We start from the raw sequence: 19,927 nt of genomic DNA, 5'->3' as shown, positions 1-19,927 counted from the left end.
TCAGCCCACCCCTCCCGTTTCGGCACATGAAAAAAGGCCGCTCGATGAGCGGCCTTTTCACGTGCTGCAGATGCCTTACACCAGCGGGTCGCCGACGTGGAGGATCTTCATGGTGTTGGTGCCGCCGACGGTGTGGTAGCTGTCGCCCTTGGTCAGGATGACCCAGTCGCCCTGCTGCACGACGCCGCGCTTGAGCAGTTCGTCCACGGCAGCCTGGCTGACCTTGTCCGCCGGCAGTGCGGCCGGGTCGAAGGGGATGGTGGAGACGCCACGGAACAGCGCCACGCGCGCCTGGGTGGCGCGGTGGGGGGAGAAGGCGAAGATCGGCACCGAGGAACGGATGCGCGACATGATCAGCGGGCTGTAGCCGCTTTCGGTCAGGCAGATGATGGCCTTCACGCCCGGGAAGTGGTTGGCGGTGTACATGGTCGCCAGGGCCACGCTCTCGTCACAGCGGCTGAAGGTGTGGCCCAGGCGGTGGCTGGATTTCTGGCTGGTGGGGTGCTTTTCGGCACCGACGCAGACGCGCGCCATGGCCTTGACCGCTTCCACCGGGTATTCGCCAGCGGCGCTCTCGGCGGAGAGCATCACGGCGTCCGTGTAGTCGAGCACGGCGTTGGCTACGTCGGAGACTTCCGCGCGGGTCGGCATGGGGCTGTGGATCATCGACTCCATCATCTGGGTCGCGGTGATCACGGCTTTGTTGTAGCGGCGGGCGTGCAGGATGATCTTCTTCTGGATGCCCACCAGCTCGGCGTCGCCGATTTCCACGCCGAGGTCGCCACGGGCCACCATCACGGCGTCGCTGGCGCGGATCAGGCCGTCGAGGGCCTCGTCATCGGCCACGGCTTCGGCGCGTTCGATCTTGGCCACCAGCCAGGCGCTGCCACCGGCTTCGTCGCGCAGGCGGCGGGCCAGTTCCATGTCGGCGGCGTCACGGGGGAAGGAGACGGCCAGGTAGTCCAGCTCCATTTCGGCGGCGAGCTTGATGTCGGCCTTGTCCTTGGCGGTCAGGGCCGGGGCGGTGAGGCCGCCGCCGCGACGGTTGATGCCCTTGTGGTCGGACAGCGGGCCGCCGATCAGCACGGTGCAGTGCAGTTCGTCGGCGGTGGTGGCGTCGACGCGCATGACCACGCGGCCGTCGTCCAGCAGCAGTTCGTCGCCGACGCCGCAGTCCTTGATCAGGTCCGGGTAGTCGATGCCGACCACGTCCTGGCTACCGGCGTCACGCGGGTGGGTGACGGAGAAGCGGAACTTGTCGCCTTCGGCCAGTTCGATGCGCTTGTTGGCGAACTTGGCGATGCGGATCTTCGTGCCTTGCAGGTCGCCGAGCAGGGCGACGAAGCGGCCGTGCTTGGCCGCCAGCTCGCGCACCAGGCGGGCGCGTGCCTTGTGTTCTTCGGGGGTGCCGTGGGAGAAGTTCAGGCGGGCGACGTCGATCCCAGCGATGATCAGTTGCTCCAGCACCTCGGGTGAGTTGCTGGCCGGGCCGAGGGTGGCGACTATCTTGGTACGGCGGAAGGACATGCGAAGGCTCCAGTTTCAAAGCAGAGCCCGAGGCTACACCGCCCTTCGGCTGTAGTCTCGTTCCATTTCTACTACCCGCGCGGCGGGTGCACGGCGTCACTTCACGCCGGGGTTCAGCGCCATGTCCAGGTGCCGGGCGGCAGGCTCGGCCTGCTCGGCGTCGGGGAACTCGGCCAGCAGGCGGCGCAGGTAGCCCACGGCCTTCTGGCGGTCGGCATGGGGATTGGCCGGCGCCAGGTTCATCAGGGCCATCTGGTACAGGGCGCGGGCCTTTATATCCGGCTGCACGTGGTCGTCGATCAGGGCCAGGGCGTAAAGCTGCTCGGCTTCGCCGACCCGGTCTTTGAGTACAGCGCGGCGGGACAGCAGCGTCATGTCGGGGTCCAGGTCGCGCTGGTAGAGGTCGAGGTTCTGGCTGGGCTTCCAGTCCGCCAGCAGCTCGCGGGCGGTCTTCTGCACGGGCGCTTCGGCGCGTTTCTGGATCATCAGGATGCGCGCCTGGGCATGCTCGGCGGCGTGGGTGCCGGGGAACTCGTTGGTGACCTGGTAGAACAGGTTGAGGGCCCGGGTGTCGTCGCGCTGGTCGTTGTAGCGGCTCATGTAGATGAGGCCGATCTGGTAGAGGGCGATGGCGCGGACTTCGGGGGTGAACTGCCGGTCGCGGTAGCCGGTCATGTACAGCGCTTCGGCTTTGGCGCTGGTGCCGTCGCGGATGGCCATGGCGCTGTAGGTGAGCAGGTCGCCTTCTTCCTCCACGGCCGCTGCCATGCGGGCGTTCTTCAGGGCCTTCTGCTCCACCACTTCGTTGGTGGTGATCTGGGCGATGAACAACGGGGTGGTGGGGGCGCAGGCGGACAAGGCGAGCAGGCAACTGGCGAGCAGGGCAGGGCGGAGGTGGCGCATGGGGGCTCCAGGTGGGCTCTCGGGCCGGACGGCGGGAGTCTAGCAGCGCCGCCGGGGGCGTCGTTGCGGAGCCGTGCAAGTCCCATCGGAGGTTGTGCCCGGCCGCTGGAAGGCGTTGCAGAAATCCCCGGGAGCGCCGATATACTCGCCAACGGAGGAGACACCCCAATGCGCACGTTCATCATCCTGGCCCTGCTGGTCGGCCTTGCCGGCTGCACCCGCTGGTCCCTCGACCGTCACCTGAACAACGCCTACCAGGCCTATGACGAAGGCAACTGCGAGGAGGCGATGCTCGAGCTGTCCATGGCCGAGCGCAGCAGCCGCTCGCGCAGCTACATGCAGCCGGAGATTTCCCTGCTGCGTGGCCAGTGCCTGGAGCGCCAGAGCCTGTTCGTGGATGCGGCGCAGACCTACCATTTCATCATCAACCGCTACCCCAGCAGTGAATACGCCTTCCGCGCCAAGGCTCGTCTTGAGACCCTGGAGCGCATCGGCCAGCTGGGCAGCGCGGCCAAACCGAACGCGGCGCCCCTCTGACGGTGGGCGTGGCGGGACAGGGAGAATCCATGCGTCACCTGCTTTTCTGCCTGCTGGCCTGCTCCAGCCTGGCGTCGGCCGAGATCTACCGCTGGACGGATGCCAACGGCCGGGTGCACTTTAGCGAGCAGCCACAGGAGGGCGCGCAGCAGGTCGAGGTCCGCCCGCCGGCCCTGGATGACGACGCGCCGACCCGGGAGCGTCTGCAGCGCACTGAACAATTCTTCGATGCGCGTCGCCAGGAGAAGGAGGAGGCCCGCCGCAAGGAGGCCCAGGCCCGCAACGAGCGGGCGAGCCAGTGCGTGCAGCTGCGTTCCCAACTGTCGCAGATCAAGCGCGAGGGCAAGTATTTCAGCGTCGATGCCAAGGGAGAACGGCAGTACTACAGCGCCGAGCAGGTGGACGCCGCTCGTCGCAAACTGACCGACGCAATCAAGGAGCGTTGCGGGCGGTAGTTGGTTTGGGTGCAGTAGTGAGGCCATACTGAACGGCCATCAATAGCGATTCGCCATCATGCGTAGCCAGCGCCATATCGAACGCCATCAACTGCCGTACTACCTGAAGGTGTTCAACCGCATCACCGACAAACCCATGGGTTATCTGGGCAATGTGTCCCTGGATGGCCTGATGCTCGTCAGCCAGCTGCCCATGCTGGTGGGGGCCCGTTTCGACATGCGCCTGAAGATCCCGGCGCATGACGGGCAGATCCGCTTCATCGATTTCTACGCCACGTGCCACTGGAGCCGGGAGGATGTGAACCCCGGCAACTACGACTCGGGCTTCTCGCTGGTGGCGCCGCCGCCGGAGTACGCGGAGCTGGTCGAGGCGTTGCGTTACTACTTCAGCTTCCGCCCGTTGGCCGCCTCCGCCTGATCGGGGCGGAGCGACTCAGAAGACGCCGGCCTTCTTCCAGGCCAGGTAGCGGCTGACCAGCTCGGGACCGAGCTCGGAAGGGCGGCAATCCAGAACCGGGACACCGTGGGCGGCCAGCCGCTCGTGCAGGCCGTTGCGGGCATTGAGGTAGCTCACCGTGCCGCAGTAGCCGAGGGCTTCCTCGTAGCGCTGCACGGGCGTGTGACGGAGCGTATCGAGCACTTCCTCGCGCAGGCTGGCCACCAGCACACGGTGTTGCCGGCCCAGGCGCTTTACCGCTGTCAGCAGTTCCTCGTCGTCCTCGTCACGCAGGTTGGTCACCAGCACCACCAGGGCGCGGCGGCGTTGCTTGGCCAGCAGCGCGTCGATGGCGGTGGCGAAGTCGGCGGGGCGCTGGCTGCTTTCCAGGTCGTACACCGCGTTGAGCAGCACCGAGAGCTGGGCCTGGCCCTTGACCGGTGCCAGGTAGCGATCCGCGCCGGTGCCGGCGAAGGTCGACAGCCCCACCGCGTCGCCCTGGCGCAGGGCCACGTAGCTGAGCAGCAGGCTGGCGTTGAGGGCGTGGTCGAAGTGCGAGAGGTCGCCGTCCTGGCTGCGCATGCGGCGGCCACAGTCGAGCATGAAGACGATCTGCTGGTCGCGCTCGTCCTGGTACTCCCGGGCGATCGGCGTGCGCTTGCGGGCGGTGGCCTTCCAGTCGATCTGCCGCAGGGTGTCGCCGTCGCGGAATTCCCGCAGCTGGTGGAACTCCAGCCCCAGGCCACGGCGTGGGCGCTGGCGCACGCCGAGCTGGCTGATCCAGTCGTCCACCGCCATCAGCTGGGCGCCGTAGAGGCGGGCGAAATCGGGGTAGACGCGGGTTTCGTCGCTCATCTCCAGGCGTCGGCGATGGCCCCAGAGCCCCAGCGGGCTGGGCAGCTCCACCTCGCAGCGGGGGAAGACGAAGCGGCCGCGGGCCAGCGGGCGGACGCGGTAGCCGAATTCGGTGGTGTTGCCGGGCTGCAGGCCGACCACCTGGGGCAGGTGCTCGAACTCCATGCCTTCGGGCACGTGGTCGAACACCTTCAGTGCCAGTTCGCGGGCGTAGGGGTGGTGCACAGTCATGCGCACTTCGCCCCAGCGGCCGAGGGACAGGTTGCCGTGCAGCTGGCGCTCCAGGCGCGGCGAGGGCAGTTGCCGGAGCCAGGTGGCGTCGAGCGCGGCGATGAAGCCCAGGGCGCCGAGCAGGCCCCACCAGATGAGGTGGAGCTGCGCCGGCGCACCGACCTTGAGGGCATCCAGGGTGCCGAGCACGATGCCGAGCGCCAGCAGGACGCCCAGCAGGGCCAGCAGGAGGCGCGATGGCTTCATAGGCGGGGTGCCGGCACCTGGTCGAGCAGTTGCTGGAGGACGTCGTCGACGGAGCGGCCTTCGATGTCCAGCTCGGGCGACAGGCGCACACGGTGGCGCAGCACGGCCAGGGCGCAGGCCTTGATGTCGTCGGGGAGCACGAAGTCGCCGCCGCGCAGCAGGGCGCGGGCACGGCCACCACGCACCAGGGCGATGGAGGCGCGCGGGCCGGCACCCATGGCCAGGCCCGGCCAGCTGCGGGTGGCGCGGGCCAGGCGCACGGCGTAGTCGAGCACCTGGTCGTCGATCGGCAGTTCGCTGGCGATGCGTTGCAGGGCCTGGACGTCCTTGGCCTGCAGCAGGGTGCGCAGGGGCGCTACCTCCAGCATGTCGGCACGGGCGGAGCGGGTGACCTGGCGCACCAGGGCAAGCTCTTCGCCGGCCTCGGGGTAGTCCATGCGCAGCTTGAGCATGAAGCGGTCCAGCTCGGCCTCGGGCAGGGGGTAGGTGCCTTCCTGCTCGATGGGGTTCTGGGTGGCCATCACCAGGAATGGCTGGGGCACGGCCAGGGCGCGGCCTTCCAGGGTGACCTGGCGTTCCTGCATCACTTCCAGCAGGGCGGCCTGGGTCTTGGCGGGGGCGCGGTTGATCTCGTCCGCCAGCAGCAGGTTGGTGAACACCGGGCCCTTGCGCAGCTTGAACTGCTCGCTCTGCATGTCGTAGACGGCGTGGCCGGTGACATCGCTGGGCATCAGGTCGGGGGTGAACTGGATGCGCGAGAACTCACCGCCGAAGCAGCGCGCCAGGGCACGTACCAGGAGGGTCTTGCCGAGGCCGGGCACGCCTTCCACCAGCACGTGGCCGCCGGCCAGCAGGGCGGTGAGCACGTCGTCGATGACCTGCAGCTGGCCGACCACGGCCTTCTGCAGTTCCTGGCGCAGGGCTTGGGCCAACTGGCTGGCGCGCTGGCGCTGGGAACTGGCGGCAGTGGCTTGCGTGGGCGCCGGCTGCGGGGCAGGCGCCGGTGCGGCAGCAGCCGGTGTGGGTTGGGCGGGCTGGGGCTTGGCGGTGGCGTCCGAGGTCACGTCGGCGAGGTCCAGGTTGAGGCCTTCGGCTTCGTCGGTGATCGGCTGATCGGGCTTCTGTTCGCTCATAGGGCATTCCTGAGGCTTTGCAGGTGGGCGACCTGGCGGGTGAATTCGGAGGCGCTGAGGCGCTGCTTGGGCAGCGGCCGCATGGCCTGGCTGATGGCGCTGGGGGGCAGGCGGCTGAGGCGGCTGAGCACCTGCCACTGCTCGGCCACGCCGAGGCGTTCGAAACCGGGGTGACGACGACGGGCGCGGCGCAGGATGTCGCCCTGCAGGTGGCGCAGCAGCACCTGGTTGCCGCTGCGGCGCAGGAGGAAGTCGGCGCTGGCGCGCAGGTGCTCTTCCAGTTGCCGGCGCGCGCGGTTCGCCGGGGCGATCTGCGGGCCCTGGCGCAGGCCGACGTGCCACAGGCCGAGCAGCACCAGCAGGGCGAGGGCGGCCAGGGCTTCGGGGAAGTGGCGGCCGAGCAGGCTGGCCAGGTCGTCGCGGTCGGCGTTGTAGAGCAGCGTGGCGTGGGTGTCCTGGGTCAGGTACCAGAGCAGCCAGGCGTTGTCGTGGCTGGCGATGTTGTCGTTCTGCCAGATCCAGCTGTCGGTGAGCACGGTGACCAGGCCGTTGCCGTAGTTCATCTGCAGCATGTGGGTGGCCTTGTCGCTGTTGGCCCAGGCGTGGGCGCGGTCCTCGCTGTCGTACAGGTGGAAGCGGGTGTCGAAGTCGATGTAGGCCGGTGCGTCTTCGTTCTCCAGATACAGCTTGGTCAGCTCGGGGTAGGGCTCCTTGCTGTTCTCGCCATCCGCTTCCGGCTGCTCGTCCGCGTTCTGTTCATCGGCGGGGGCTTCGGCCTGCTGGGTCTCTTCGTCGATGCCTGCGTCGGCGTCTTCGTTGCTGTCGGCCTCGCTGTCAGCGTCTTCGCTGTCCGTTGCCTGCTCCTCGTCCGCTGCGCTCTCGGGCGCATCCTCGTCGACGTCGTCGAGTTCCTCGGCGTCGAACTGCTGGATGCCGAGGCGGTTGAGCAGCAGGTCGTCGCTGGTGCCGGTTTCCTCGTCGTAGAGGGCTTCGGCCACGAACAGCAGGTGGCCGCCTTTGCTGGCCCATTCCAGTACGCGGTCGGCCTGGGAAGGCGTCATGTTCTCGCGGCTGGCGATCAGCAGCAGGGTGTTGCCGGGGGCGGGCAGGGTGTCCAGCACGCTGAGGTTGTCGGCCCGGCTGGCTTCGATGCCCTGGCGCTTGAGGTAGTACTGGGCGGCCAGGTAGTCGTCCTGGCGGGCCTCGGGGGCTGCGCCCAGTTCGAGGGTTTCCTCGTAGGGCTCCAGGCGGCCGAGCAGGTAGATGGCAATGAGCCCGATGATCAGGAACGCAAGGGCGCCAAGGATGAACTGGCCGCGACGGCTCATGCGCTGGCCCCCTGGGCGAACAGTCGGCGCCAGCCTTCACAGAGGCCGCGCTTGAGGGTTTCCGGCGGCATCTGGTGGCCGTAGGCGAGGTTCTGCCAGTGGCGGGTCAGTACCTGGGCGAAGCGCCCGAGGTCGTCACGTTCCAGGGCCTGGACCAGTTGCAGCACTTCGCCTTCGGTGTGGGAGCCCTTGAGGGGCAGGCGGAAGTCGTGCAGCAGCCGGCTGAGCAGGGCGCGGTAGAGCAGGCCGAGGGCTTCGCGGGGGTGGTCGCTCCAGAGGCGTTCGGCTTCGGCGGCGACATCGTCGGGCAGGCTTTCGGGTGCCACTTCCAGGCCGAACAGCTGGGTGGGGGTGTCGCGGTGGATGCGGGCGGGCAGGCCGATCCGGTCGACGAAGGTGGAGAGCCATTCGCGGTAGCGCCAGACCAGCAGCAACACCAGGCTGATGACCAGGGTCCAGAGCAGGACCTCGATGACCTTGGCGAGGAAACCGAGGGATTTCCAGAAGTCCCCCAGGGCCATGAGGCCACGGATGAAGCGTTCGAAGGCGTCCTTGTCCTCCTGGCTCAGCTCTTCCTTCTTCTTCTCCGGCTTCTCGTCCTCGTGCAGGCGCCAGCGGGTCACCGTCTCGCGGTTGGTGAAGGGCGGGGCGTCGAGAATGGCCTTGATGTTGTCCCGGGAGGCGGTGCTGGTGAGGGGCTGGTTGAGCAGGCGGTCGGCGTCGGGCCCCATCGGGTCGACCTTCTCTTCCGGTTTGGCGGCCTTGTCGCCGGCAGTGGCCGTGTCGGGCACCGGCTCGGCCGTGGCCTCCTCTGCGACGGCGGGGGCGGAAGGCAGGGTGAAGGCCAGGCCGACGCTCAGGCCCAGCAGCAGGGCGTAGGCGACTCCGGTGAGGCGCTGGCGCAGGCGGCGGAACACCAGCTCGATGTCCCAGGCTTCCAGCTGGGTGCGGCGGTTCAGGTAGAGGGTGAAGCCGCAGGCGACGTAGACCGGCTCCCAGATGATCAGCACGAAGGCGTAGAACAGGTTGGACAGGTGCTCGATCCAGACCCAGTCACCTTCCTGGGCTTGCAGTAGCTTCTGCCAGTCCATGTCGATGATCAGCTGCTGGGGCAGCATCAGGTAGAGGAGGGTGATGAAGCCGGTGAACAGCGCCCACTCCAGGTGCATGCCGATGATGGTCAGCCAGGTGGCCCCGCCGGCGTCGCGCTGGCCCAGCACGGCCAGGCGCTGGCTGCGCGGGATGCCGGACAGGCCTTCGAGCTGCATGACCGGCATGTCGAAACTGCGGGTGGGGCTGAAGCGGCGCCAGGTCAGGGTGGAGATGATCTGCCGCTTGGCCAGGGTCGGCCAGGCCTTGAGCGCTTCGCGCAGGGTCGGGGTATCGCCGAACAGGGCGCGGGAGAGGATGTACAGCGGCAGGCGTTCGAACAGCGGCTTGAGCCACCAGAAGGCGATGAAGGCCCAGGTGGAGTACTTCCACAGCAGCAGGCTGATGACGATGAACACCGGCAGGGTGGCCAGCGCCCAGCTGGCCATCAGCAGGCCGGCGTGGCGGCGGGCCAGCAGGACGCCCAGGTCCATGGCTTCCCAGGCGCTGCGTGGGCGGATGGCGACGGAGGCGTCAGTCAGGCGCATGGCCACCCCGTCCGGCAAAGGTGAAATAGCTGCCCACCAGCATCCACAGGCTGCCGCCGACCACGTACTTCACCAGGGGCGTGGCGAAGGTCATGGAGGACCAGTAGGCCTCGATGAAGGCGGCGATCAGCAGCATCAGGATCACCCCGGCCACCAGGCGCACGCTGCGGGCACCGGCCAGGCGCAAAGATTCGGCACGGGTGTAGCGACCGGGTGCCAGCAGCGCCCAGCCGAGCTGCAGCCCGGCGGCGCCGGCGAAGGTGATGGCGGTGAGTTCGAAGGCGCCATGGCCGATGACGAAGGACCAGAAGGTCTCGCCGTAGCCGGCCTGGGTCAGGTGGCCGGCGATGGCGCCGATCATCAGGCCGTTGAAGAGGATGAAGAACAGGCTGCCGACCCCGAAGAGCAGGCCGCCGGCGTAAGTCTGAAAGCCGATGCCGATGTTGTTCATGATGTAGTGGCCGAACATCATCCAGTCGTCGCTGGCGTCGCGCTTGCTGGCGCCGATGCGGTGGGCGTCCGGCTCGTACATCGAATCCATCTCGCTGACCTGTTCCGGCGAGACGACGCTGTAGACCAGATCGGGGAAGCAATACACCAGCACGCCCATGAGGATGAGGGTGCCGTAGAACAGCAGGCTGGACACGGCGATGCTGCGCCACTGTTCGCGCACCAGGCGCGGGAAGCCGCCGAGGATGAAGCCGAGGATCTGCGCACCCAGGTGGCTGCGGTGGCGGTAGAACTGCTGGTGGCCACGCATGGCCAGGTGCTGCAGCTGGTCGATCAGGTGGCTGCTGTAGCCGCGCTCCTGGGCGAGGGAGAGCTGCTGGCAGAGGTGGCGATACTCCGCGGCGAAGGTCTCGCAGCTGGCGGGGTCGGCCTTGCCGCGTTCCAGGGCGTCGAGCTGGGCGGCGAAGCGGTTCCAGCCGGCCTGATGGCGGTGTTCGAAGAGGCTCTGTTTCATGGGCTTCCCAGTAGGCCGCGGGCAATGCCGTTGAGCGTGGCTTCGGCCTGTTCGGGCGGTGTTTCCAGGGGCGCGGCGAGGATGCCGGCCAGCTCGGCACGGCGGCCGCTGGAGAGGCCGGCCTGGCGCTCGGCGAAGCCGAGGATGGCGCGCTGCTCTTCCAGGCTCAGGGGCACCGGAGAGCGTAGGGGTGTGGCCTCGGGCAGGTTCGGGCGGCTGGCCTTCTCTTCGCGGTAGACCACCAGGGTCCCGGCGGCGATGTCGCCCAGGCGCTTGAAGGCCGGGTTGAGCAGGCTGCTGATCAGCCCGAGGGTGTAGCCGAAGGGCAGCAGGTCGATGAAGCGCAGCAGGTTGCGCACCAGGGAGGAGGCCCAGCCCACCGGGGTGCCGTCGTCATGCACCACGCGCAGGCCCATGACCTGCTTGCCGGGGGAACGGCCCTGGTTGAGCACCTCGAACAGCACCATGTACCACCAGTTGACGAGGAACAGCAGGATCATCCCCAGGCCGATGCCGAACTGGCCGAGCAGGGCGAGGACCACGAACATCACCAGGAGGATGCCGCCACGGATCAGCAGGTCGATGAAGAACGCCAGGGCGCGTGGCAGGAGGCTGGCGGGGCGCAGCAGCAGGTCGATGCCTTCGGGCGTCTCGACGCGGTAGCGGGTGTCCAGCGGAGCGGTCAGACCCTGCTCATTTCCGTATGGGCTGTTGTTGCCGGTCGTAGAAGACATGGTCCGACTGCGTGGAGGGGGTGGCCGATGCTAGCGAGCAACGGGGTGGCGAGGCAACCGATCCGCGCCGGCAGATCGGTCCGGGCTCCGCGGATTACTGGGGGAACTGCTGGATGCCGAAGATGCGCTGGTACAGCAGGGCCACCACCACGAAGCACATGGGCAGGGTCCAGACCAGGCCGATGAACAGCGGCAGGGCGCTGAGCATGACGATCAGGCCGAGCAGGGTGAACAGGCCGAAGCACTTGAACCAGCGCTGGCTGATGGCGCGCCGCGAAGCTTCCATCGCCTGCCAGGGCGAGAGGCCGCGCTCCACCACCAGCGGCATGGCCAGGGCATAGGCGATGCCAAGGTAGATACCGGGAATGACCAGCAGCAGGAAGCCGGCATAGACCATCAGCGGGATCAGCAGGCTGAGGATGGCCAGGGGGACGAACTTGCCGGTGTGGGCGAAGACTTCGTTGAAGTTCAGCGGTTGGCCGGTCACGTGACGCATGGCCAGCATGTACAGGCCGGCCATCACCGGCGCGGCGCAGGCACCGGCAATGATGCCGATGACCAACTGGCCGATCACCAGCAACACGCTGTCACTTGCAACGAACAGCCCCAGCACCAGGCCGAGGATGAAACTGACGAACTGGCTGACCACCGAGTAGACCAGCAGGCCGCCGATCATCATGCCCTTCAGGCCCTGGATGCGTTGCCAGCTTTCGCTGATGAGTTCGCCGATGCGGAAGTCATAGCCGCGGGCGAGTGCGTCTTCGATGCTGGGCACATTGTCTGCCGGCGGACGTTCTACCAGCTCGCTGCGCGGTGCGGAGTAGGGGTTCTGCTGGAGTTCGCTCATGACGCTTCCCTGTGCCTTGGGCCTGGATATGAATGGTGGGCGAGTTTCTGGAGTTGTCCGGGCAATTGCAATCGGCTGCATCACGATTTGGCGATTTGCCTTGGGAGGGGGCTGTTAGACTTCCGGCCCATTGCGACCCTGCGCCCGGATTCAAGGAGGCGGCGTGACCCCCAGCATCTTCTGGTACGACTACGAGACCACCGGCATCAACCCGCGTAGCGACCGGGCCATCCAGGTGGCCGGCATCCGCACCGACGAGGCCCTGAACGAAGTCGGCGAACCGGTGAACCTGTATTGCCGCGTCAGTGACGACATCCTGCCCCACCCGGCGGCCTGCCTGGTGACCGGCATCCTGCCGTCGACCCTGCAGGACAAGGGGCTGGACGAGGCAGCCTTTATCCACCGGGTGCATGCCGAGCTGTCGCGCCCGGGCACCTGCGGCGCGGGCTACAACACCCTGCGCTTCGATGACGAGGTGACCCGCTACAGCTTCTACCGCAACTTCATCGACCCCTACGCCCGGGAATGGCAGGGCGGCAACAGCCGCTGGGACCTGATCGATACCCTGCGCACGGCCTATGCCCTGCGGCCGGAAGGCCTGCAGTGGCCCACCGAGGAGGGGCGGGTGACCCTGCGTCTGGAGCGGCTGACCGCTGCCAACGGCATCGACCATGGCCAGGCTCACGACGCGCTGTCCGACGTGCGTGCCACCATCGGCATGGCCCGCCGGGTGCGCGAAGCCCAGCCCAAGCTGTACGACTACCTGTTCCAGCTGCGCAGCAAGCACAAGGTGATGGAGCAGATCCGCCTGATGCAGCCGCTGGTCCACGTATCGGGCCGCTATTCGGCGGAGCGTCATTTCCTCGCCGTGGTGCTGCCGCTGGCCTGGCTCCCGCGCAACCGCAACGCCCTGATCGTCTGTGATCTGCAGGTGGAGGTTTCGCCTTTGCTGGACCTGGATGCCGAGACCTTGCGCGCCCGTCTCTATACCCGGCGGGATGCCCTGGCCGAAGGCGAACTGCCGGTCCCACTGAAACTGCTGCACATCAACAAGTGCCCCGTGGTGGCACCGCTTTCCGTACTAAGGCCGGCGGATCGGGAGCGGATTGGCGTCGACCTGGCCGCCTGTCAGGCCAAGGCGGATGAACTGGCACGGCAACAGGCGAACTGGCAGGACAAGTTGGCAATGGTTTATGCCGAAGAGTCCTTTGCCGGCAGCGAAGATCCCGAGCAGCAACTTTATGACGGCTTCCTCGGGGATCGTGATCGTCGACTGTGCGAGCAGGTGCGCAATGCCGATCCGCAGCGACTGGCACGGGAAGTATGGCCATTCGATGATTCGCGCTTGCCGGAGTTGCTGTTCCGTTACCGGGCGCGAAACTTCCCGGAAACTTTGAGTGCGGAGGAGCAGTCGCGCTGGCAGGAGTTCTGTCGGAATCGGCTTATGCATCCCAATTACGGAGCACCCAATACCTTGGCGGCATTCACCGAAGCGGTGCTGGAGTTGCGTGCAACTGCGTCAACCGATCAGTTGGCGATTCTTGATGCCTGGCAAGCCCATGCCGAAGTAATGCGTCAGCGTTATTCGCTGTAGTCCTGTTCGAACAGGCAATAAAAAACGCCAGCATCCGCTGGCGTTTTTGTTGAAACCGACTGAATCAGCCCAGCAGGGTGGCCCAGCTTTCAACGGTTTCGGCGCCCCACTTGGCTTTCCACTCTTTCAGGGTCTTGTGGTTGCCACCTTTGGTTTCGATGACTTCGCCGGTGTTCGGGTTCTTGTACTGCTTGACCTTGCGGGCACGCTTGGTACCAGTGGCCGGCTTGGCAGCGCGCGGTTGCTTGGCGGCTTTGGCCTCGGGGTCGAGCAGGGCAATGATATCGCGCAGGGACTTCTGGTATTCGCCCATCAGGGTGCGGAGTTTGCCTTCGAATTCCAGTTCTTTCTGCAGCTTGTCGTCCTGGGACAGGTTCTTCAGGCGCTCCTGGAGTTCTTTGATGGCTTCTTCAGTGGCGCGGTATTCATTGATCAGCGACATGTCGGCGTCCCTTGGTGAATTAGGGGTGAATGATGTGGAGGGATAATAGTCAGGACACTAAACCAAGTAAACATGTCAGGAAAGTATCAATCGAATATTTTTTACCAATGAATGCAGGCGGGCCTGTTAGTTGTTCGCACGTAACTGGCATGAACAACTCCCCGCCAATTGAAGACCCGCGTGCTAATACCCATGCCCCTGGCAGGGGCACGCGGGACGTCGGATGAAGTGCTCGGGCCTGCTGAAGTTTTCACCGCGTGCCGCTAGAATGGCCGCCTTTGCGAAGTATCTGGAGTTTCCCATGCGCACATTTCGTCTGGTGATTGCCTGCCCGGACGGCGTCGGCATTGTCGCCAAGGTGAGTAATTTCCTGGCCACCTATAACGGTTGGATTACCGAGGCAAGCCATCACTCCGACAACCAGAGCGGTTGGTTCTTCATGCGGCATGAAATCCGCGCCGACTCGCTGCCGTTCGACCTGGACGGTTTCCGCCAGGCCTTCGCGCCGATTGCCCGGGAGTTCTCCATGTCCTGGCGCATCACCGATTCGGCGGTGAAGAAGCGCGTGGTGCTGATGGCCAGCCGCGAGTCCCACTGCCTGGCCGACCTGCTGCACCGCTGGCACAGCGGCGAGCTGGATTGCGAGATTCCCTGCGTCATCGCCAACCATGACGACCTGCGCAGCATGGTCGAGTGGCACGGCATCCCCTACTTCCACGTACCGGTGGACCCGAAGGACAAGGCCCCGGCCTTCGCCGAGGTGTCCCGCCTGGTCGACGCACACAATGCCGACACCGTGGTCCTGGCGCGCTACATGCAGATCCTCCCGCCGGACCTGTGCCAGCGCTACGCCCACCAGGTGATCAACATCCACCACAGCTTCCTGCCCTCCTTCGTGGGTGCCAAGCCTTACCACCAGGCCTCGCTGCGTGGCGTGAAATTGATCGGCGCCACCTGCCACTACGTCACCGAAGAGCTGGACGCCGGCCCGATCATCGAACAGGACGTGGTGCGCATCAGCCACCGCGACGACATCGAAGACCTGGTCCGCCTCGGCAAGGACGTGGAGAAGCTGGTGCTGGCCCGTGGCCTGCGCTACCACCTGGAAGACCGCGTGCTGGTGCACGACAACAAGACCGTCGTCTTCGACTGATCGCACACTGCCGGAACAAGGAACGATCCCATGCTCAAGTCCGTCCAGGTTCGTGACTACATGACCCACCACCAGGTGACCTTCCGGCCGGAGACCGACCTGTTCCTGGCTATCGAGCGCCTGCTGGAGCACCGCCTGAGCGGTGCCCCGGTGGTGGACGCCCAGGGCCACCTGCTGGGCATGCTGTCCGAATCCGATTGCCTGCGCGGCATCCTCTCCGGTGCCTACTACGATGCTGTAGGCGGTGTGGTGGGCGCGTGCATGCAGGCGCAGCTGGACAGCGTCTCCCCCGACGAGGACGTGGTCGACGTCTGCCAGCGCCTGCTGCGTGAGCAGCGCGAGGCCTTGCCGGTGGTGGAGCGGGGAGTGCTGGTGGGCGTACTCAGTCGCCGTGATGCACTGCGGGCGATCAAGGCCTTCGCCCAGCACGACGCCAGCCGCCTGGCCTAGGGGACTGCCCATGCCCGATCCGCTCGATCGCGCCACCTCGAAAGCCCCGCCCACCCTCGGCGAGGGCTGCGTGCGGCGCTATGACCCCGAGGCGCTGGACGAGGAGGACGGCACCGACTTCCCGGATGCCGAAGCCCTCTGGAAGCAGATCCAGGACGAAGCGGAAGACACGAAAAAGGCGCCTTGAGGCGCCTTTTTCATGCCCGGACGGTTCAGATGCGGAAGCTGTCCACCAGGTGCTTCAGGCGGGCGGCCTGTTGCTCCAGGTCCGCACAGGCACGCAGGGTCGCCTGCAGGTTCTCCACGCCTTCCTGGTTGAGCATGTTGATCTCGTTGATGTCCACGTTGAGGGACTCCACCACCGAGGTCTGCTCTTCCGTCGCGGTCGCCACCGACTGGTTCATGCCGTCGATCTCGCCGATGCGCAGGGTCACGCTGGAGAGACGCTCGCCGGCCTGGTTGGCGATGGTCACGCTCTCCTCGCTGTAGCGCTGGCTCTCGGTCATGGTGTTGACCGCCTCGCGAGCGCCTACCTGCAGCTCCTCGATCATCTTCTGGATCTCCTGTGCCGACTCCTGGGTACGGTGGGCCAGGTTGCGCACTTCGTCCGCCACCACCGCGAAGCCGCGCCCGGCTTCGCCCGCGCGGGCGGCCTCGATGGCCGCGTTCAGCGCCAGCAGGTTGGTCTGCTCGGAGATGCCCTTGATCACCTCCAGGATCTGCCCGATGTTCACCGTCTTGGCGTTGAGGGCCTCGATGTTGGCGCAGGAGGTGCTGATCTTCGCCGACAGGTCGCTCATGGCCTTGATGGTCTGCTCCACCACCTGGCGGCCGTCTTCCGACTGGTCCTTGGCATCGGAGGCCTGGTGGGAAGCATCCGCCGCGTTGCGGGCGATCTCCTGGGCGGCCGCGCCCAGCTCGTTGATCGCCGCCGCCACGCTGTTGGTGCGCTGCGCCTGCTCGTCGGAGTTGCTCATGGAGGAGTTCGAGGCATTCAGCACCAACTGGGCGACCTCGTTCACCTGGCGCGTGGTGGCCGAGACCTCGCGGATGGAGGCGTGGATCCGCTCGACGAAACGGTTGAAGGCCTGGGCCAGCTCGCCGAATTCATCCTGGGAATGCACCTCCAGCCGACGGGTCAGGTCGCCTTCGCCCTGGGCGATGTCGCTCATGGCACGGCCCATCAGCAGCAGCGGCTGCATCAGGAAGCGGATCAGCATGCCCAGCAGGAGGATGATGATCACCACCGAGATCACCATGACGATGATGGCCGAGGTGCGGAACTCGTTGAGCATCGAGAAGGCCTGGGCCTTGTCGATGGACAGGCCGATGTACCACTTCACCGTCGGCAGCCCCTTGATGGGCGCGAAGGTGAGGATGCTGGGCTTGCCGTCCAGCTCCGTCTCGGTGAAGTCGGTGCTGATGCGCGGGGTGTTGGTCGGGTAGACCTCCGCCAGCTTCTTCATCACCAGGTTCTTGTTGGGGTGGACCAGGATGGTGCCGTCCTCGCTCACCAGGAAGGCGTAGCCCATGCCCTGGAAGTCCAGCGAGTTGACGATCTGCTGCATGGTTTCCAGGCTCAGGTCGCCGCCCACCACGCCCTGGCCGGGCGCCGGCGTGGCGATGGTCATGATCAGCACCTTGGTCGCCGCATCGATGTAGGGCTCGGTCAGGGTGGTCGAACCGGCGGCGATGGCGTCCTTGTACCAGGGGCGCTGACGGGGGTCGTAGCCGGCCGGCATCGCCTCGTCCGGGCGCATGGTGAAGGCACCGTCCTGGGTGCCCAGGTAGGTGAAGGCGAAGGTGGATGTCAGCGCCTTCTGCTCCAGCAGCTTGGCCACTGCATCCGGCTCGGGGTGCTGGGCAATGTTCTGGGCCAGGTTCTCCACCATCAGGATCCGGCCGGAGAGCCAGTTCTGGATGTTGCCGGCGGTGACGTTACCCATTTCCTTCAGGTAACTCTCCAGGTCTTCCCGGATCGCATTCCGTTGCAGGTAGTCGTTGTACAGGGTGAACAGCGAGAAGGCCGCGATCACCACCAGCGAGGCGGCGAGCAGGATCTTGTGGCTGAACTTCATATTTTTGGTCATGGCTTCGTGCGTCCGGTTGGGGCGGGGTGCCGAGTGCGGCAAGTGCGCGGCTTCTGGTGGTCGCGTCCCCCACTGTGTCGGTCATTACCCATTAAAGCTTGAGGCTGGCGAAATGCCTGTATGTCGGAACTTTCCACAGGTATTCAGCGACGCCCCGGCCGGCGAGCAGGCATGAAAAAGGCGCCCTCAGGCGCCTTTCTCGATGAAGCCGATGACTCAGACGAACAGCGTGGTCGCCAGCCAGAACAGGCCGGCGGAGAGCGCCATCGAGGTGGGCAGGGTCAGCACCCAGGCCATCAGGATGTTGCGCACGGTGCCGCCCTGCAGGCCGCTCTTGTTGGCGACCATGGTGCCGGCCACGCCGGAGGAGAGCACGTGGGTGGTGGAGACCGGCAGGCTGTAGATGTTGGCCATGCCGATGGCGATGGCGGCGGTGATCTGCGCGCTCATGCCCTGGGCGTAGCTCATGCCCTGCTTGCCGATCTTCTCGCCGACGGTGAGCACCACGCGCTTCCAGCCGACCATGGTGCCGATGCCCAGGGCCAGGGCCACCGCGATGATCACCCAGAAGGGGGCGTACTCGGTGGTGGCGGTCAGGTCCTTGCGCAGCTTCTCCAGGTCGGCCTTTTCACGGGCCGGCAGGTCGGACAGCTTGCCCACCTTCTTCGCCGTGTCGTCCAGGCAGAGCAGGTAGCGGCGGGTCTCGACGCGCTTCTCCTCGCTCATGTCGGCGTAGCTCTGCACGCCCTGAAGGTTGCCCAGCAGGCCGGCGATGGTCGCCTCGGTCTGCTTCGGCTCGCAGCGGAACGCCTGCGGCATCTCGCTCACGTTGGCTTTGCCGAGGGCCAGCATCTCACCGAGGGTGTCGGTGTGGCGCTGGTAGAACTGGCTCAGGTGAGTGGCGGCGTCGCGGGTGCGCTCGATCTGGTAGGTGGTGCTGTTCAGGTCCAGCACGAACTTGGCCGGAACGATGCCGATCAGCACCAGCATGATCAGGCCGATGCCCTTCTGGCCGTCGTTGGAGCCGTGCACGAAGCTCACGGCCATGGCGGAGAGCACCAGTACCAGACGGTTCCAGAACGGCGGGTGTTTCTTGTCGTCCAGTTCCTTACGGGTTTCCGGCGTCTTGTGCATCTTCGACAGCGGATACAGCCACTTCAGGCTCAGCAGCACCAGGGCTGCGACCATGAAGCCGGCCGCCGGGGAAAAGATCAGCGACAGGCCGATGTCGATGGCCTTGCCCCAGTTCACGCCCTCGCCCAGGGGCAGGTCGGAGATCAGCGCGTTGGCCAGGCCAACGCCGAGGATCGAACCGATCAGGGTGTGGGAGCTGGATGCCGGGATACCGAAGTACCAGGTGCCCAGGTTCCAGGTGATGGCCGCCGCCAGCAGCGAGAACACCATGGCCAGCCCGTGGCCGGTGTTGACGTTGATGAGCAGCTCCACCGGCAGCAGGTGGACGATGGCATAGGCCACGCCGACTCCACCCAGCAGCACGCCGAGGAAGTTGAAGATGCCGGAGAGCACCACCGCCCGGTAGGGCGACATGGCCTTGGTGTAGATGACCGTGGCGACCGCGTTGGCGGTGTCATGGAAACCGTTGATGAACTCGAAGGTCAGGACGAATGCCAGGGCGAGCACCAGGCTCAGCACCAGCCAGGCATCAAGCCCGCTGAAGAGATCGAACATGAAGGTTGTATGACGGCTGGTTAGGGGGCGCGGATTATGCCAGAAAACCGCTTCCCGCCCAGCTCCGGACCGCCGATTGGTCGTATCGTTCCGTGCGTCATGGCAGCGCAGCCCTAGAAGCGAGGGCTGCGCAGGCTTTGTTTAAAAATCGTTTCAGTCCGATTGCTTGAGCTCTTTTTCCATCTTCTGGAGCTCGCGCTCGAAGGCCTGGTCCAGGTAGTTGGGGCGTTTGCGCCAGGGCTTGCGTTCGGGGTCCGGCTGGGCGGCGTAGGTGGTGACTTCCCCGCCATATACATCCTTGTAACGTTTCTCCTGGCGCTCGAGTTCGGCGCGCAGTTCGTCTTTCGTCACGTAATGATCCGCTTGTGTGCTGTTGAAATGGTCTTGATCCAAGTTCCGGTGATGAAGGGTCGAATGCCCTTTGCAACTTTCGCCGGAAGAGGAGTGTGCGTGCCTTGCACAATCCTGTTGCAACCTCGAGGTTGTCTTCGTGATCCGCCCAGGCCGCATGGCGCCTGTGTTACAGCGAGGTCGCAATGCGTATCGGGAGGTGGGCGAAGTATATAGGCAAACTTGCCGCCAGCTCTAGGCTCGCGTGAAAAGTTCATACACCGTCACAGGCGGAACATGGGGCCGCCCGCGTGATTCAAACACCGCCGCACTTCGCTGCCATGGC

Annotated in this window: 20 protein-coding genes; 7 read left to right on the top strand and 13 right to left on the bottom strand. The window is 65.9% G+C overall.

Translation table 11 applies throughout. The annotated features are described in order from the left end of the window. Positions 1-75 precede the first annotated feature (75 nt). Positions 76-1,527, bottom strand: coding sequence for a pyruvate kinase (pyk, locus tag BM198_RS17550; protein WP_074971548.1), 1,452 nt, complete (start codon positions 1,525-1,527; stop codon positions 76-78). Between the two features lie 96 nt (positions 1,528-1,623). Further along, positions 1,624-2,430 (bottom strand): tetratricopeptide repeat protein, encoded by an 807-nt coding sequence (locus tag BM198_RS17545; protein WP_074971547.1) that lies wholly within the window; start codon positions 2,428-2,430, stop codon positions 1,624-1,626. 168 nt (positions 2,431-2,598) lie between these two features. Between BM198_RS17545 and BM198_RS17540 the strand changes: the two genes are divergently transcribed. From BM198_RS17540 to BM198_RS17530, 3 genes are read left to right on the top strand one after another with little or no spacing between them, the layout of a single operon-like run. Then, positions 2,599-2,967: a tetratricopeptide repeat protein gene (locus BM198_RS17540; protein ID WP_074971546.1), complete on the top strand. Its 369-nt coding sequence runs from the start codon at positions 2,599-2,601 to the stop codon at positions 2,965-2,967. 29 nt (positions 2,968-2,996) lie between these two features. Further along, entirely contained in the window at positions 2,997-3,422 is a 426-nt protein-coding gene (locus BM198_RS17535) for a DUF4124 domain-containing protein (RefSeq protein WP_074971545.1), read from the top strand. Between the two features lie 58 nt (positions 3,423-3,480). After that, positions 3,481-3,840, top strand: a complete 360-nt coding sequence (locus BM198_RS17530; protein WP_044413075.1) for a PilZ domain-containing protein — start codon at positions 3,481-3,483, stop codon at positions 3,838-3,840. 15 nt (positions 3,841-3,855) lie between these two features. Here the strand turns inward: BM198_RS17530 and BM198_RS17525 are convergent, their stop codons facing one another. The 7 genes from BM198_RS17525 to BM198_RS17495 all read right to left on the bottom strand — a co-directional run bounded on the left by BM198_RS17525 (position 3,856) and on the right by BM198_RS17495 (position 11,833). Beyond that, complete coding sequence (locus BM198_RS17525; protein WP_074971544.1) at positions 3,856-5,190, bottom strand: DUF58 domain-containing protein; 1,335 nt, start codon at positions 5,188-5,190, stop codon at positions 3,856-3,858. Beyond that, positions 5,187-6,323 carry an AAA family ATPase gene (locus BM198_RS17520; RefSeq protein ID WP_244165710.1) on the bottom strand — a complete coding sequence of 379 codons (1,137 nt, stop codon included), beginning with the start codon at positions 6,321-6,323 and terminating at the stop codon, positions 5,187-5,189. Before BM198_RS17520 ends, BM198_RS17525 begins: the two co-directional genes overlap by 4 nt. After that, entirely contained in the window at positions 6,320-7,651 is a 1,332-nt protein-coding gene (locus BM198_RS17515; RefSeq protein WP_074971543.1) for a DUF4350 domain-containing protein, read from the bottom strand. Before BM198_RS17515 ends, BM198_RS17520 begins: the two co-directional genes overlap by 4 nt. After that, positions 7,648-9,288: a DUF4129 domain-containing protein gene (locus tag BM198_RS17510; protein ID WP_074971542.1), complete on the bottom strand. Its 1,641-nt coding sequence runs from the start codon at positions 9,286-9,288 to the stop codon at positions 7,648-7,650. Before BM198_RS17510 ends, BM198_RS17515 begins: the two co-directional genes overlap by 4 nt. Further along, entirely contained in the window at positions 9,275-10,252 is a 978-nt protein-coding gene (locus BM198_RS17505; protein ID WP_074971664.1) for a stage II sporulation protein M, read from the bottom strand. Before BM198_RS17505 ends, BM198_RS17510 begins: the two co-directional genes overlap by 14 nt. Further along, a complete protein-coding gene (locus BM198_RS17500; RefSeq protein WP_044413092.1) occupies positions 10,249-10,986 on the bottom strand; it encodes an RDD family protein in 738 nt (245 codons plus the stop codon). The genes BM198_RS17505 and BM198_RS17500 overlap by 4 nt, the downstream gene beginning before the upstream one ends. Positions 10,987-11,080: 94 nt before the next feature. Next, the gene (locus BM198_RS17495; RefSeq protein ID WP_074971541.1) at positions 11,081-11,833 is read right to left on the bottom strand and encodes a DUF2189 domain-containing protein; all 753 of its coding nucleotides are present in this window, start codon (positions 11,831-11,833) and stop codon (positions 11,081-11,083) included. Between the two features lie 163 nt (positions 11,834-11,996). On the opposite strand from BM198_RS17495, the gene sbcB reads away from it, so the two are divergent. Then, on the top strand, positions 11,997-13,427 hold the full coding sequence (gene sbcB / locus BM198_RS17490; RefSeq protein WP_074971540.1) for an exodeoxyribonuclease I: 1,431 nt from the start codon (positions 11,997-11,999) through the stop codon (positions 13,425-13,427). 64 nt (positions 13,428-13,491) lie between these two features. Here the strand turns inward: sbcB and mvaT are convergent, their stop codons facing one another. Further along, a complete protein-coding gene (mvaT, locus tag BM198_RS17485; RefSeq protein ID WP_044413100.1) occupies positions 13,492-13,869 on the bottom strand; it encodes a histone-like nucleoid-structuring protein MvaT in 378 nt (125 codons plus the stop codon). Between the two features lie 301 nt (positions 13,870-14,170). Between mvaT and purU the strand changes: the two genes are divergently transcribed. From purU to BM198_RS30195, 3 genes are read left to right on the top strand one after another with little or no spacing between them, the layout of a single operon-like run. Further along, the gene (gene purU, locus BM198_RS17480) at positions 14,171-15,022 is read left to right on the top strand and encodes a formyltetrahydrofolate deformylase (protein WP_044413103.1); all 852 of its coding nucleotides are present in this window, start codon (positions 14,171-14,173) and stop codon (positions 15,020-15,022) included. 30 nt (positions 15,023-15,052) lie between these two features. After that, positions 15,053-15,472, top strand: a complete 420-nt coding sequence (locus BM198_RS17475) for a CBS domain-containing protein (RefSeq protein WP_074971539.1) — start codon at positions 15,053-15,055, stop codon at positions 15,470-15,472. Positions 15,473-15,482: 10 nt separating this feature from the next. After that, positions 15,483-15,659 carry a hypothetical protein gene (locus BM198_RS30195; RefSeq protein WP_167368475.1) on the top strand — a complete coding sequence of 59 codons (177 nt, stop codon included), beginning with the start codon at positions 15,483-15,485 and terminating at the stop codon, positions 15,657-15,659. Between the two features lie 25 nt (positions 15,660-15,684). On the opposite strand, the gene BM198_RS17470 is transcribed toward BM198_RS30195, so the two are convergent. From BM198_RS17470 to BM198_RS17460, 3 genes are all read right to left on the bottom strand, one after another. Then, positions 15,685-17,562, bottom strand: a complete 1,878-nt coding sequence (locus tag BM198_RS17470) for a methyl-accepting chemotaxis protein (protein ID WP_074971538.1) — start codon at positions 17,560-17,562, stop codon at positions 15,685-15,687. Positions 17,563-17,778: 216 nt separating this feature from the next. Further along, the gene (locus tag BM198_RS17465) at positions 17,779-19,251 is read right to left on the bottom strand and encodes an inorganic phosphate transporter (RefSeq protein ID WP_044413111.1); all 1,473 of its coding nucleotides are present in this window, start codon (positions 19,249-19,251) and stop codon (positions 17,779-17,781) included. A 153-nt stretch (positions 19,252-19,404) separates the two neighbouring features. Beyond that, the gene (locus BM198_RS17460; protein ID WP_044413114.1) at positions 19,405-19,602 is read right to left on the bottom strand and encodes a hypothetical protein; all 198 of its coding nucleotides are present in this window, start codon (positions 19,600-19,602) and stop codon (positions 19,405-19,407) included. Positions 19,603-19,927: the final 325 nt, after the last annotated feature.

This window comes from Metapseudomonas otitidis, assembly GCF_900111835.1.
GTDB classification, from domain to species: domain Bacteria; phylum Pseudomonadota; class Gammaproteobacteria; order Pseudomonadales; family Pseudomonadaceae; genus Metapseudomonas; species Metapseudomonas otitidis.
Note: the sequence above shows the minus strand (reverse complement) of the source record. Positions and strands in the feature narration are given on the sequence as shown.

What these genes read in the sequence shown, in the direction of transcription:
- BM198_RS30195 (WP_167368475.1), top strand. Translation starts at nt 15,483, where the DNA reads ATGCCCGATCCGCTCGATCGCGCCACCTCGAAAGCCCCGCCCACCCTC.
- BM198_RS17530 (WP_044413075.1), top strand. Translation starts at nt 3,481, where the DNA reads ATGCGTAGCCAGCGCCATATCGAACGCCATCAACTGCCGTACTACCTG.
- BM198_RS17515 (WP_074971543.1), bottom strand. Translation starts at nt 7,651, where the DNA reads ATGAGCCGTCGCGGCCAGTTCATCCTTGGCGCCCTTGCGTTCCTGATC.
- BM198_RS17540 (WP_074971546.1), top strand. Translation starts at nt 2,599, where the DNA reads ATGCGCACGTTCATCATCCTGGCCCTGCTGGTCGGCCTTGCCGGCTGC.
- BM198_RS17475 (WP_074971539.1), top strand. Translation starts at nt 15,053, where the DNA reads ATGCTCAAGTCCGTCCAGGTTCGTGACTACATGACCCACCACCAGGTG.
- BM198_RS17520 (WP_244165710.1), bottom strand. Translation starts at nt 6,323, where the DNA reads ATGAGCGAACAGAAGCCCGATCAGCCGATCACCGACGAAGCCGAAGGC.
- BM198_RS17495 (WP_074971541.1), bottom strand. Translation starts at nt 11,833, where the DNA reads ATGAGCGAACTCCAGCAGAACCCCTACTCCGCACCGCGCAGCGAGCTG.
- BM198_RS17510 (WP_074971542.1), bottom strand. Translation starts at nt 9,288, where the DNA reads ATGCGCCTGACTGACGCCTCCGTCGCCATCCGCCCACGCAGCGCCTGG.
- BM198_RS17470 (WP_074971538.1), bottom strand. Translation starts at nt 17,562, where the DNA reads ATGACCAAAAATATGAAGTTCAGCCACAAGATCCTGCTCGCCGCCTCG.
- BM198_RS17535 (WP_074971545.1), top strand. Translation starts at nt 2,997, where the DNA reads ATGCGTCACCTGCTTTTCTGCCTGCTGGCCTGCTCCAGCCTGGCGTCG.
- pyk (WP_074971548.1), bottom strand. Translation starts at nt 1,527, where the DNA reads ATGTCCTTCCGCCGTACCAAGATAGTCGCCACCCTCGGCCCGGCCAGC.
- mvaT (WP_044413100.1), bottom strand. Translation starts at nt 13,869, where the DNA reads ATGTCGCTGATCAATGAATACCGCGCCACTGAAGAAGCCATCAAAGAA.
- purU (WP_044413103.1), top strand. Translation starts at nt 14,171, where the DNA reads ATGCGCACATTTCGTCTGGTGATTGCCTGCCCGGACGGCGTCGGCATT.
- BM198_RS17465 (WP_044413111.1), bottom strand. Translation starts at nt 19,251, where the DNA reads ATGTTCGATCTCTTCAGCGGGCTTGATGCCTGGCTGGTGCTGAGCCTG.
- BM198_RS17545 (WP_074971547.1), bottom strand. Translation starts at nt 2,430, where the DNA reads ATGCGCCACCTCCGCCCTGCCCTGCTCGCCAGTTGCCTGCTCGCCTTG.
- BM198_RS17500 (WP_044413092.1), bottom strand. Translation starts at nt 10,986, where the DNA reads ATGTCTTCTACGACCGGCAACAACAGCCCATACGGAAATGAGCAGGGT.
- BM198_RS17505 (WP_074971664.1), bottom strand. Translation starts at nt 10,252, where the DNA reads ATGAAACAGAGCCTCTTCGAACACCGCCATCAGGCCGGCTGGAACCGC.
- BM198_RS17525 (WP_074971544.1), bottom strand. Translation starts at nt 5,190, where the DNA reads ATGAAGCCATCGCGCCTCCTGCTGGCCCTGCTGGGCGTCCTGCTGGCG.